Here is a 13,514-nt window from a genome sequence, read left to right on the forward strand (position 1 = left end):
TGCTAATATCAGCCTTTTTGTTGTCAAAAACGATAGTATTGATAAATATATGAATAGAACGTGCATAGAGATAGATAGAGGAGGAAACCATGCATAATTATGATTCCAGTATGTATGAACTTCAATTTCCAGCTCCTGAGGTATCTCGATCTGGTGAAGAAGGTCCTACTCTTATCGTGGCACTTGAAGGTTATGCTGATGCAGGTCAAGCCATCAATGAAAGTGCATCCTTTTTGCTTTCTGCACTAGACCATCGTCTTTTAGCAAGTTTTAATAATGATGAGCTGATTGACTACAGAGCACGGCGTCCAGGCGTGGTTATTGATAATAACTCAGTTGAAGGAATCGCAGAACTACATTTAAGTATTAACGCAGTAAAAGATACTTCTGGTCGCTCGTTTTTATTGCTAAGCGGCCCAGAACCTGATATTCGTTGGGAAGCATTTACCGCAGCGGTTGCATCTTTAGTAGAAAAATTCCAGGTAAGCCAGACCATTTGTTTGTATGCTGCTCCGATGACAGTTCCCCATACTCGTCCCTTAGTAGTAAGCGCTCATGGGAATTCACCCAAACTGTTAGAAAAACAATTCTCTCTTGATGCCTCTTATACAGTCCCTGGCTCAGCATCGCTCATGCTCGAGCGCTTATTAAACAAACAAGGACGTAATGTCGCTGGCTATACAGCTCATGTACCACATTATCTAGCGTCATCGTCCTACCCACAAGCTACATTAGGGCTATTGCAAGCAGTATCTACAGCTACTGATCTAGATTTTCCGCTTAACTCCTTAGTTATTGATGCTGAACAAGTTGCGCTATCGATTGAAGAACAAGTATCTAGTTCTTCCGAGATCCAACAAGTAGTACATATGCTTGAGCAACAATACGATGAGGAATTAGAACGCTATCGGCAACGCCATCCCCACGCACTCATGCCTGGTGAATCTGCTTTAGAGTCTGAAGTACCTAGTGGAGAAACTTTGGGAGCTGAATTTGAGCAATTCCTAGCCGCTCTCGAAGATTTCGACACTACCGATGCGCGTGATAATCACCAGAACAGCCAAGAGTACATCATTGATGCGCCTATTGTGGATGCAGAAACCTCAATTGACGTGGATCTGCCTCCAACCAATGATGCACAGGAAAATACTGAAAGAGAAGAATAACTCTTGTCACCATCATTGCACGTATTTTCTCAGGCATAATATCTGTGGTGGTTTTAGCACACAAGCAATAAACCCTGAGTTCTCAGTGTTCCTCAGGGCTATACCATTGAGAGGATATGGTTTCGTCTATCACGGATTGCGACTATTGTAAGAAAATATGAATCTTTCCAGTATGCTGCCCGATCTTGCAGAAGTACCAGAATCTTTCGTTGATGAATCTATCTTTGACTCATTCTTAGGTTGGGTGCGTACTCGGAATATACAGCTCTACCCTGCTCAAGAAGAAGCTGCGCTGAGTATATTGACTGGTGATAATGTTATTCTCGCCACGCCTACTGGCTCGGGAAAATCTATGGTAGCTATTGCCGCACATTTCATAGCCCTAGCACGTGGCCAGCGCAGTTTTTATACTGCGCCAATTAAAGCCCTGGTAAGCGAAAAGTTCTTCGCGCTATGTGAAATTTTTGGTCCAGAATCTGTCGGCATGATGACTGGCGATGCATCAGTTAATTCCCAGGCGCCAATTATTTGTGCCACTGCAGAAATCGTCGCAAATATGGCGCTGCGTGAAGGAGCAAACGCACATATAGATCAAGTAATTATGGACGAGTTCCATTATTATTCTGATCCTCAACGTGGTTGGTCATGGCAAGTTCCCCTATTAGAATTACCCCATGCACAATTCTTACTCATGTCAGCTACTCTTGGAGACACAACACAGCTGAGTGCTGATCTAAGCAAAAGAACCAATCGAAAAACAACCCTGGTCGGCGCACATTCACAACGCCCGGTGCCATTAGAGTTTGACTTTGTTTATACGCCTGTGCATGAAACTATCGAAACACTACTAAAAAACGATAAAGCACCCATCTATGTTGTTCACTTTACCCAGCGTGAAGCAATTGAACGTGCTCAAGCTCTCAGCAGTATAACGATTATTGACCAAGAGACTAAAGAACGCATTGCGCAGCATATCGGAAATTTTCGGTTCAGCACTACCTTTGGTCATACGCTATCGAAATTATTACGCCGTGGTATTGGTGTTCATCACGCAGGTATGTTACCGAAGTACCGTCGATTAGTAGAAAAATTGTCACAAACTGGTTTGTTAAAAGTTATTTGCGGGACAGATACTCTTGGAGTGGGAATCAATGTCCCTATTCGCACTGTGTTGCTATGTAGTTTGGCAAAATTCGACGGAAATAAGCAACGCATCATTAGCTCTCGTGAGTTTCATCAAATTGCCGGGCGCGCTGGGCGAGCTGGATTCGATAGCACAGGTTATGTCGTTATCCAGGCGACTGAACATGAAATAGAAAATTGGCGTGCTAGGCAACGAGCAGGTAGCGATCCGAAAAAAATTAAGAAGATTCGTAAAAAATCTACCCGAGAGGGTGAAGTCGGTTGGACAGAAAATACTTATAAGCGACTTATCGACGCCCCGGCAGAACCCTTGCAAAGTCAATTCAAGGTAAGTAACTCCATGCTGCTTAATGTTATTGCGCGTGGCGGAGATACCTATGCTCATATGCAGCATTTGCTAAGAACAAACCACAATAGTCGTCGACAGCAAAATCAAGATATTTTGACTGCTATTGAATTAGTGCGTGGCTTAGTCAATGCAGGAATTGTAGTTGCAGGTAATGGTCGTTATCAGCTTACACAGGAGTTGCAATATGATTTTGCGCTCAACCAGCCGTTATCGCCTTTCGCCTTGGCAGCTTTGGAATTACTTGATAAACAATCTCCTTCTTATGAACTTGATGTGATCAGTGTATTCGAGGCAATTCTAGAAGACCCACGCATAGTGCTTATTGCGCAACAAAAGGAAGCAAAAAGTGCAGAGCTCGCTGCGCTTAATGCCGATGGCGCAAGCTATAGCGAAAAAATGAAAGCTATCGACGAGATTACTTGGCCACAACCTCTCGGTGATTTGCTCAGCAATGCCTATCACAGCTATACCCAGGGACATCCTTGGGCAAAAGAGTTTGATATCCACCCGAAATCCGTCGTCCGCGAAATGTTAGAAAAAGGCTGGACCTTTTCTGATCTTATTTCCGCTTATGGTCTTGCACGCGCTGAAGGTGTAGTTCTGCGCTATCTCATTGATGCCTGGCGCACGCTCGAGCATACGCTGCCACAGGAATACAAGACTGAAGAGTTAGAAAATATCATTGAATGGCTTGGGGAAAGTATCAAACACATTGATTCTTCCCTGGTTAATGAGTGGTTAGAGCTCACTGATCCAGAGCAGCCAATTTCCCGCGATATGTTGGAAAAAGAGGTTGCTTTTGGCGTCGATAATCCTGATGCATTTACTGCGAATAAGCGCGCCTTTGAGATTGCAGTGCGTAACTTTTTCTTTCAACTTGTGGTGCTGCTCGCTTATGAAAAAGAATCACAACTCGCGGAAAAATTAGACTACCTTGAGCAACAACCTGACTGGGTCGCAGGTCTTGATGCCTATTTTGATGAGTATGACGATATTGATACAAGTGCCCAAGCTAGAGGACGAGAGTATTTTTCCATCAAAAAAGATGAATCTTCTTGGGAAGTGACACAGATACTGAAAGATCCAGACAATGATAACGCTTACCGACTTGTTGGCGTGGTGGATCTTCCGGCGAGCGACGCAGCTGAGGAAATACGACTGAGCAGTATTGAGTTTGTGTATTAAGTTTGCTACATGAGCGCATCAGAATATGCACTGACGAAAGAGATATCTAGAGTTGTGCATTGGTAGATGACATTGGCTTGCCGTGTTCCCTACGCACAAAGCCGTGCCATAGAATTGTTTTCCTATAGCACGGCTCGTAATAGCTGTTTTATGTATTTACCAGTAAATACTTCTCAGCGTGCAGCTTCAATTTGAGTTGCTTGAGCAACAGCTTGAACTACAGAAGCAATTTTAACGGCTTCCCATACCTGCTCTTTGGTCAGTCCTTCTTCACGAACTGTGTTTGCGTGAGCAACAGCGCAATGCTCGCAACCATTGATTGCTGATGCAGCGAGTGACCACAGCTCGAAGTCAACTTTTTCCACACCTGGTTTTGAGATGATGTTCATGCGCAAACCGAACTTCACCTGTGCGTAATCATCGCCTAGCCAGTTTTTTGCACGGTATGCAACGTTATTCATAGCCATAACTGTTGCAGCACCAAGTGCAGCTTCTACGGCTTCTGCACTCAAGTGTTCCTTTGCTTCATCAATGATTTCTGAAAATACAGCCTCATTGCGTGTTGCTGCTGCACTCGCCAATAATGTTCCCCATAGCTGTTGTTCGCTAAGTTCAGTGGAACGTACGAGAGAGCCAAGGTTAAGTTTTTGGTCTTTTGCATACTCTGGTAGAGCAGACTTGAGATTGTCAATGGACATGATTACTTAAGCCCTTCTTGAAGCTCAGCGAATTTATCAATGTTCTTGGTTGGGTCATTCTTTTGCCAGTTACAAGCACAAACTTCTTCAGACTGCAATGCGTCAAGTACACGCAAAACTTCATCCACGTTTCGACCAACAGCATCTGGTGTTACAGATACGAATTGGATGATTCCATCTGGATCAATGATGAAGGTTGCACGATCTGCAACGCCTTCAGCATTTTCCACACCGAGTTCACGAATAAGCTCGTGCTTGATGTCAGAGAACATTGGGAAAGGAACTTCTTTAAGCTCTGGGTGTGTTGCACGCCAGTTGAAGTGAGAGAACTCGTTATCGGTAGAACCACCAAGAATCTGAGTATCGCGATCTTGGAATTCTTCATCAAGCTTACCGAATGCGGCAATCTCGGTTGGGCAGACAAAAGTGAAGTCTTTAGGGTAGAAGAACACTACTTTCCACTTGCCCTCATAGGAGTCAAGAGAAACTGTCTCAAAGTAGTCTTCTGGCTGAGACGCATTAACATTGTGCAAGTCTCCGCCTTTAAGAGCAGTAAGCTTAAATTCTGGGAATTTTTCCCCAACAGTCTTGATAGTCATTTTTCCTCCATCTGATTCACACAGGCATAATGCGTGACACGGCGTACAAGCATTCTCTTTATCACACATATTTCACTCAATGACCTGCATCACCATTATAACGGCAATGTAAGGCGAAAGCAGGAATTCTCACAAAGAAATGAAATATGCACTTTTATATCAATCCGCAAAACTGCAATCTAATACAAAAACCAACCTTTTGATTGGATTTTCCTAGAAAACAACCTTGCTTAATTAACTATACCTATATTTCCCCTGCCCGTCAATATGATTTTCTTCTAAAAAAGCCTATAGTTAATAGGCATGAACAATAAAGAATATCGCCCTACGCTTGCTCAGTTACGCACTTTTGTCACCATCGCAGAAAACAAACACTTTGGAGTTGCCGCTCAAAAACTTCACATCTCCCAGCCCTCCCTTTCGCAAGCCTTATCTGCTTTAGAAATAGGTCTAGAAGTACAACTTATTGAAAGATCAACACGACGAGTCATCATCACTCCCGCAGGTGAGGAACTCCTCCCCTACGCTAAAGCAGTCCTAGACTCTGCCGATTCTTTCCTTTCCCATGCACAAGGCGTCTCTGGTATGTTGTCAGGACCATTAACATTAGGCATCATCCCCACAATTGCACCTTATATACTCCCACCGCTCTTAACGGAAATAAATAAAGATTACTCAGATCTGGATTTGCGCATCGTTGAAGATCAAACTCAACACCTGGTGCAGTTATTAAAAGATGGCCAAATAGACTGCGCACTTTTGGCTCTCCCCATTGACCAACCAGGCATTGAGGAAATATCGCTATACTCAGAAAACTTTGTCATGGTGGTTCCCCGCAATCACCCACTTGCTGGACGCAATGATTTAGAATTAACCAATCTCAAAGATATTGACCTTATTTTGCTTGACGACGGACACTGTCTTCGTGAACAATCAGTCAATTTATGTAAAAAAGTTGATATTAACCCCAGCAACTCACCTTTCAGTAACACCCGTGCCTCATCATTAACTACAGTGATGCAATTGATCAGTTCTGAATTAGGCGGAACTCTGGTACCCGAATCAGCAATTGCCATCGAATGTTCGCGGGTCGATGTGGCAACCGCATATTTCAGTGATGAGGTTTCTGCGGCTCGCCAAGTAGGTCTTATCTATCGTAGTTCAAGCTCGCGTTCTGATGAATATCATAAATTAGGCACAGTCATCAACCGAGCTTTTCACCATAGCATTGCAACTACATAGGCGGACGTCGATAGGCTTTAGCATTTATGCGGTAACATCTAATAATCATGTCTGAACATCATCACGGTAATAAACATACTGCTCACACGCGATGTCTTTATGAGAAACTCAGCCAAGTTAGCATTGCTGAAGAAAGAACTTTTCGACGTCGTCTTGCCAAAGCGCGTTCTGCGCAAGCATTAGCAGCTATTGAAAAAGACATTACTGAGGCACAAGATCGCTTGGAAAAACGCCGCCTAAGTATTCCGACGATCACTTATCCTGAAACTTTGCCGGTCACCTCGCGTAAAGATGATATTGCCGCAGCTATTGAGCAACATCAAGTTGTTATTATCGCTGGTGAAACTGGCTCGGGCAAAACAACCCAAATACCTAAGATCTGCTTAGAACTTGGTAGAGGTATCCGAGGGCTTATTGGACACACACAACCACGTCGTCTAGCTGCGCGAACTGTAGCTGAACGTATCGCCGAAGAACTTGATCAGCCTGTGGGCAATACCGTGGGCTATACAATCCGGTTCGACGATCACGCACATCACACCACCTCAGTCAAATTAATGACTGATGGTATTTTGCTGGCGGAAATGCAAAAAGACCGTTACCTGAATCGTTATGACACAATCATCATTGATGAAGCACATGAGCGTAGCCTCAACATTGACTTTCTCCTAGGGTATCTCAAGCAATTACTGCCCAAACGACCTGATCTGAAGGTGATTATCACATCTGCAACCATTGATGTAGATAGATTTGCACAACATTTTTGTGACAGTGACGGCAATCCTGCTCCAATTATTGAAGTGTCAGGGCGTACCTACCCAGTTGATATTCTTTATCGGCCACTAACGCGAGAAGATGGCGATACTACGATTGACCTTGACCCGCTTGATGGACTCATTCAAGCAATTGAAGAACTCATGTCCTACGGTCCCGGCGATATCTTATGCTTTTTCCCCAGTGAGGCAGATATTCGTGCAGCCATGGAGGCAATTGAAAATCAGAAATGGGCGCATACCGAAGTCACTCCCTTATTTGGTAGATTATCGAACGCGGAACAGCATCGTGTTTTTAGCGCACACTCTGGTAGGAGAATCGTCTTAGCCACAAACATTGCGGAAACTTCACTTACTGTTCCAGGTATCCGATATGTAGTTGATACTGGTACAGCTCGTGTATCTAGGTACTCCGTTAAAAACAAAGTACAACGACTGCCCATTGAGAAAATTTCTCAAGCCAGTGCCAATCAACGATCCGGTCGATGCGGCCGTGTTGCAGAAGGCATTGCCATCCGGCTCTATTCGGAACAAGATTTTCACGCGCGCCCACGCTTTAGCGATCCAGAGATTCTGCGCACAAATCTTGCCAATGTCATTTTGCGTATGGCAAGCCTGCACCTAGGAGATATCGAGAGTTTCCCTTTCATTGAAAAACCAGATACTCGCTCCATTAGGGATGGATTGTTACTTTTACACGAACTTGGTGCTCTTGCGCACAGCACTAACTCGCGTACCGCAACCGAAAATATCTCTTTGAGTGCCGTCGGGAAGAAATTAGCTCGTATCCCACTCGATCCGCGTATGGGGCGCATTTTGATCGAAGGAGAAAAACTTGGTTGCCTACATGATATATACATCATCGTTGCAGCATTGAGCATCCAAGATGTACGAGAGCGCCCATTAGATTATCAGGCTCAGGCTGATCAGGCTCATGCACGATTCAACGACAAAACTAGCGATTTTCTTGGCTACCTTAGCCTCTGGAATTACTTGGATAGCCAGCGCGCAAAACTCAGTGGCAATGCTTTTCGACGACTAACCCAACAGGAATATCTGCATTATATGCGGATCCGCGAATGGTGGGATCTGGTCGCCCAGCTTAAAAATATCGGGGATCAACTTGGATGGGAGCAACCCGAAGCAGATAACCATGTCCCGGATGCTGATTCTATTCACCAGGCACTTTTATCTGGTTTTCTCTCTCAAATCGGTATTCGTCTGAATCAATCCAAGGAATTTCAGGGAACTCGCAATACTCGTTTTATGATATTCCCTGGTTCTGCACTAGCTAAAAAACCACCTCAATTTCTTATGGCTGCAGAACTTGTGGAAACAACAAAACTGTGGGCACGCAATAGTGCTGGCATTGATCCCGCATGGGTAGAAAAATACGCAAAAGATGTGCTCAAGCACCAATACTCTGAACCTCATTGGTCTGCTAAACGTGCTAGCGCGATGGTATATCAAAATTCCACTCTCTATGGTGTACCGATCATTAGCAATCGTTTGACTTCATACCATGTGGTAGATAAAAAAGAGGCACGCGAGCTGTTCATTCGTCACGCTCTTGTTGAAGGTGATTGGAACACACATCACAAATTTTTTCACGCTAATATGCAGAAACTGCAGTCTGCTTCCGAGATAGAAGAAAAAACACGACGCCGTGATTTAGTGATTGATGAAGATAGCTTATTCGATTTTTATGACCAACGTATTTCAGGAGAAGTCTATAACGGAATCAGTTTTGACCGATGGTGGAAACGAAACCGTCCTAAAAATCCTTCACTACTAGATTTTGATCCTGATGCACTGCTCAATAGTGACGCCGAGCATATACCTGGTGCAGATTTCCCTGATACTTGGCAACACAATGACTTAGAGTTCGAGTTAGAGTATCGATTTGAGCCTGGTCATGAGGCTGATGGCGTTACAGTATATGTTCCTGTTCCTTTATTAGCTAATCTTGATCCTCAAGATTTTCAATGGCTTGTTCCAGGTCTTCGGGCTGAACTGCTCAGTGAGCTTATCCGAACTTTGCCTAAGCAGATAAGGAGAACTCTTGTCCCCGCTCCTGATTTTGCAGCCAAAATATCTCCGCTGCTGTCACCACGCCAGGGCAACTTTTACTCTCAAATTGTCACTGCATTAGAAAAAATAGGCCGTGGTGGAATACGAGAAGATGATTTTTCTCCTCACGCACTACCGGCTTATCTTCGTATGCGTTTTGCTGCCGTCGATCGCTCTGGAGCGGTCATAGATGCCAGCCGTGATTTAGTGGAATTGCAAAACCGCCAAGCAGATAAAATCAAATCTTCTGTGGCAAAAACAATCGATATGCCGCACAGCACTGCAACGCAGTGGTCAAAGGAAACTTTAGGTGATATTCCAGAAAAAGCTATTAGCGTGGTTGATGGGCAAAAAGTCACCACATATCCTGCTTTGGTAGTCACAAACGAAGGAATAACAATCAAAGCAATGCCATCACAACAAGCAGCACATAGCGCAATGCTGACCGCTACTTTGACTTTACTCATGCGTAAGATCTCCATATCGGCACAAAAAATGATCAATGGATTAACTTTGCAACAAAAAGTTGCGGTAGAAAACTACCCTCACGGTGGGGTTTCTGCGCTTATGAGTGATGCCAAAGTTACTGCTATTCGTGACTTAATTTTAGAAAATGGCGGCCCGAGCCGATCTGTAGAACGCTATGAACAGCTTGCAGATATTGTTACCCGACAAGCCCCCGGTCGGATACGACAATTTATCGTTACCCTTGCACCTGGTTTGGTAGATTATTTTTCAATAAAAAACCAACTCGAAAAGCATACTGGACAAGCTGCCGAAGATATGAAAAAGCAACTTGATTTTCTGCTTTCTCCTCACGCATTAGCAACTCATGGTATCAACCAACTCAAGCACCTTCCTCGATATATTCAAGCTATCTCCATCAGACTTCATGATGCAGCACACAACTCAGCTAAGGATCGGGCACGACAAAAGATAGTCAATGAACTAGAGCAGAGTCTTGAAGAAAAAATACATAATATGCCTCATAAACCACCTGCGCAATCTGTGCATAGGATCAAGTGGATGTTGCAAGAACTACGAGTAAGCCTATTCGCACAAAAACTAGGGACTGCTACAAGCGTATCTGAACATAAAATTTCTAAAGCTATTGCTGCTCTGCAATAAATCTTTCCTGCTTTTACAGAAGAAAACACGTTCGATAAAGACAATTAACGCATATAGCACATGGTGGGGCTTTTGCGTCTCCAAACTAAATAGAGTCATTCTATTTTTCGATCGCGACGACGCATAAGTCGTATTTCTGACTCAAAATCATCAGCGCTCACAAATGACTTATACACAGAGGCAAAGCGGAGATATGCTACTTCATCTAATTCACGCAGTGGATCCAAGATAGCTAATCCGATGTCATTAGCATGAATCTGGGAACTAGCTTTATTAGCCCGATTACGCACAGTTTCCTCTACTTCTTGGGCGAGGCGCTTCAAGGCATCTTCTGGCACATCTCTTCCTTGACATGCTCTACGTACCCCTTTGATTACTTTTTCACGAGAAAAAGGCTCACTAATCCCATTACGCTTCATAACAAGTAACTGAGCTTTTTCTACAGTAGTAAATCTACCACCGCATTCTTCACATTCACGCCGCCGACGTATTGCTGCACCGGACTCAATCACACGTGAATCAATAACTCTGGAATGCGTATTTTGACAAAAAGGACAATGCACAATGTTTATTCTACCTTGCTAGATAACTCATTTCTGCTGCACGCCATAGATCGAATATTTTTCCTGAGGAGACGAAGGTGAGACAGAATCATTATTTAGGGTCTGAGAAAGAAACATTCCCAATGTAAGAGTGACACCAAATAAGCTACCAAGAAAGATATTAAGCCGTTTATCGTATTTATTGCCTTCGGAGGCAACAGTAGCTGCTATACGCGGATATGAAGAATCCGCAGAAGGAGGTATGGTTCTTTCTTGTTTATCCGAAATCTGAGTCATTCCCCTAGGCACTAGACAATTTGGTGATAGAGTTCTGACACTAGATTTTCCTGCCTTAGGACCAAATGGATTACCACCATTCCAGGTGGCAGCAGCTGGTACGATTGCTGATTTTTTCTTGGATGTTCGACTTGAAGTTGAATAGATAAGGGACATTTTTCTTCTTTCTGTTAGTTCTTACGCACTATCCATCAAGCGTTAATGCTGTAGATAGATAATGCACTTTTGCTTCGACATAGATATGCAATTTACCGATCATATTTTCGATAACATCGCTCGAACAAATTATCGAACAACATCGAACACTTTGTCAAGATTTTTGCAAAAAATAAAATTTTTTATCGAACGCTTGTGTCCTTTTTGCAAAGAATGCGCTACTATTGGGCATAGAAAATTTTTTTATCGAACATACAATCAATTTGTATTTTCTCGAACAAAACTGATCCAGAGGTGTTAGAAATGAAGAAGGAAAAACAAAATTCACCACAAGCTGCACCAGATATATCTCAACTTTCCGATAGACAACGTCGCGTCCTTGAAGTTATTAGAGACGCCATTGTCCTTCGCGGCTACCCACCAAGCATTAGAGAAATTGGTGACGCTACTGGTTTACAATCAACCTCTTCTGTTGCTTATCAACTAAAGGTACTAGAAAAAAAAGGGTTTCTCAGACGCGATCCCAATAAACCACGCGCTGTAGATGTGCGTACTCTTACCCCAGAAGAAAAGAAACCTGCACAGCATAGAGCTAGCCAAACCATCTCGCCTGATTTAGCCCAGGTATCTTCACCTACCAGCATGATTCCTGTTGTTGGATCCATAGCAGCAGGATCACCCATTTTGGCCGAAGAAAATATAGACACATATTATCCTTTACCTGCAGATATTGTTGGTGACGGTGACCTATACATGCTTCAAGTAGTTGGTGAGTCAATGAAGGATGCAGGAATTCTCGATGGAGACTGGGTTGTCATTAGATCACAGCCTGTCGTTGAGCAAGGTGAATTTGCAGCTGCTTTGATTGACGGAGAGGCAACTGTAAAGGAATTTCACAAAGATTCCTCAGGCATATGGCTCTTGCCCCATAATGACGCTTTTGATCCAATTCCAGGTGAGCATGCTGAAATTATGGGTAAAGTTGTATCAGTCATGCGTCGTTTATAAGAAAAGTCAGTCAATGTGCAGACACTTAAAGCAATAAACCTTCCCCTCATTCTGGGGAGAAAATGTGCTGATCTCTATGTACTACTTATTAATAATACGGGTACATTCCCCTGATTTTTCCTGCACTTTCACAATGCTCGGATAAAAACAACATAGTTATTACTATCGTTTTTTAGTTATGTGCATTTTATCGCTCGGTTTTTCCAGAATCATGAAACAATAACGGAAGCAAACAAGAATAAAATGTCAAAGCAAAACAGGCTCTCCCCTATTGCTTTGATATTGTTCCTTACAACATCCATAGAGGAAGTAATAAAAATGTATTCCGAGGAACGAAGAAGACAAATTGCATCATTGACTGCGCTTGAGGGACGCGTTAATGTTACCGAACTTGCTGCACGATTTAATGTTACGGCTGAAACTATCCGACGTGATCTTGCGCTCTTAGATCAAGAAGGGATCATTCATCGAGTTCACGGTGGTGCAGTAGCCAGTCAAGCTTTCCAAACTACTGAGCTGAGTCTTGACACTCGTGCTAGATCAGCATCAGGAGCTAAAAATGCCATTGCACAAGCAGCACTAGAGTTTATTCCACATAAAAATGCAGGAATTTTTTTGGATGCGGGAACAACACTTGCTGCTTTAGCAGAACTGATGTGCGCAACTCAAGGGATACCACGTTGCTCTATCGTTACTAATAGTTTATCGATTGCACTTATACTTGCTGATTCAGGTGTGCATGACGTACAACTCCTAGGCGGAACAGTGCGCGCAATTACTCAGGCCGTCGTAGGCGATACAGCACTACGCACCCTAGCGCTCATGCGTGCCGATGTTGCTTTTATCGGCACCAACGCTCTTACTATTGACCACGGTTTATCTACCGCAGATTCGCAAGAAGCCGCCATCAAATCTGCGCTCATCACCAACGCATCCAAAGTGGTTGTACTATGCGATTCCACTAAAATGGGCACTGACTACTTAGTCAGTTTTGGTGCTATCACAGATATTGATGTCATCATCACCGATGAAAATGCTCCTGCTTCCTTCATCTCCTCTTTAAGAGAAAAAGGTGTAGAAGTCATCATTACCCAGTCTTCTTAAAAGAATCAGAAAAGGCACAATCACAATGTGATCGTGCCTTCAACATTAAAAATT

General features: G+C 43.5%; 10 protein-coding genes. 6 read left to right on the forward strand and 4 right to left on the reverse strand.

The window, feature by feature from the left end:
* Nucleotides 1-89: 89 nt before the first annotated feature.
* Both EML15_RS01180 and EML15_RS01185 read left to right on the forward strand, forming a co-directional pair.
* Complete coding sequence (locus EML15_RS01180; RefSeq protein ID WP_144273021.1) at nucleotides 90-1,166, forward strand: PAC2 family protein; 1,077 nt, start codon at nucleotides 90-92, stop codon at nucleotides 1,164-1,166.
* Nucleotides 1,167-1,323: 157 nt separating this feature from the next.
* Nucleotides 1,324-3,843 carry a DEAD/DEAH box helicase gene (locus EML15_RS01185; protein WP_144273022.1) on the forward strand — a complete coding sequence of 840 codons (2,520 nt, stop codon included), beginning with the start codon at nucleotides 1,324-1,326 and terminating at the stop codon, nucleotides 3,841-3,843.
* Between the two features lie 173 nt (nucleotides 3,844-4,016).
* On the opposite strand, the gene EML15_RS01190 is transcribed toward EML15_RS01185, so the two are convergent.
* Both EML15_RS01190 and EML15_RS01195 read right to left on the reverse strand, forming a co-directional pair.
* Complete coding sequence (locus EML15_RS01190) at nucleotides 4,017-4,541, reverse strand: carboxymuconolactone decarboxylase family protein (protein WP_144273023.1); 525 nt, start codon at nucleotides 4,539-4,541, stop codon at nucleotides 4,017-4,019.
* A 2-nt stretch (nucleotides 4,542-4,543) separates the two neighbouring features.
* Complete coding sequence (locus EML15_RS01195; RefSeq protein ID WP_144273024.1) at nucleotides 4,544-5,140, reverse strand: peroxiredoxin; 597 nt, start codon at nucleotides 5,138-5,140, stop codon at nucleotides 4,544-4,546.
* A gap of 303 nt (nucleotides 5,141-5,443) precedes the next feature.
* On the opposite strand from EML15_RS01195, the gene EML15_RS01200 reads away from it, so the two are divergent.
* Both EML15_RS01200 and hrpA read left to right on the forward strand, forming a co-directional pair.
* Nucleotides 5,444-6,382, forward strand: a complete 939-nt coding sequence (locus EML15_RS01200) for a hydrogen peroxide-inducible genes activator (RefSeq protein WP_144273025.1) — start codon at nucleotides 5,444-5,446, stop codon at nucleotides 6,380-6,382.
* 47 nt (nucleotides 6,383-6,429) lie between these two features.
* A complete protein-coding gene (hrpA, locus tag EML15_RS01205) occupies nucleotides 6,430-10,353 on the forward strand; it encodes an ATP-dependent RNA helicase HrpA (RefSeq protein ID WP_144273026.1) in 3,924 nt (1,307 codons plus the stop codon).
* 95 nt (nucleotides 10,354-10,448) lie between these two features.
* Here hrpA and nrdR read toward each other — a convergent pair whose 3' ends face one another.
* Together nrdR and EML15_RS01215 are read right to left on the reverse strand one after the other, a co-directional pair.
* On the reverse strand, nucleotides 10,449-10,916 hold the full coding sequence (gene nrdR, locus EML15_RS01210) for a transcriptional regulator NrdR (RefSeq protein WP_144273027.1): 468 nt from the start codon (nucleotides 10,914-10,916) through the stop codon (nucleotides 10,449-10,451).
* Nucleotides 10,917-10,943: 27 nt separating this feature from the next.
* Nucleotides 10,944-11,348 carry a hypothetical protein gene (locus EML15_RS01215; RefSeq protein WP_144273028.1) on the reverse strand — a complete coding sequence of 135 codons (405 nt, stop codon included), beginning with the start codon at nucleotides 11,346-11,348 and terminating at the stop codon, nucleotides 10,944-10,946.
* Between the two features lie 303 nt (nucleotides 11,349-11,651).
* Here EML15_RS01215 and lexA point away from each other — a divergent pair, with 303 nt between their 5' ends.
* A complete protein-coding gene (gene lexA, locus EML15_RS01220; RefSeq protein ID WP_144273029.1) occupies nucleotides 11,652-12,356 on the forward strand; it encodes a transcriptional repressor LexA in 705 nt (234 codons plus the stop codon).
* 318 nt (nucleotides 12,357-12,674) lie between these two features.
* On the forward strand, nucleotides 12,675-13,460 hold the full coding sequence (locus EML15_RS01225) for a DeoR/GlpR family DNA-binding transcription regulator (RefSeq protein ID WP_144273030.1): 786 nt from the start codon (nucleotides 12,675-12,677) through the stop codon (nucleotides 13,458-13,460).
* Nucleotides 13,461-13,514 lie beyond the last annotated feature (54 nt).

Source organism: Corynebacterium sp. sy017 (assembly GCF_017918135.1).
In the GTDB taxonomy this organism is placed as follows: domain Bacteria; phylum Actinomycetota; class Actinomycetes; order Mycobacteriales; family Mycobacteriaceae; genus Corynebacterium.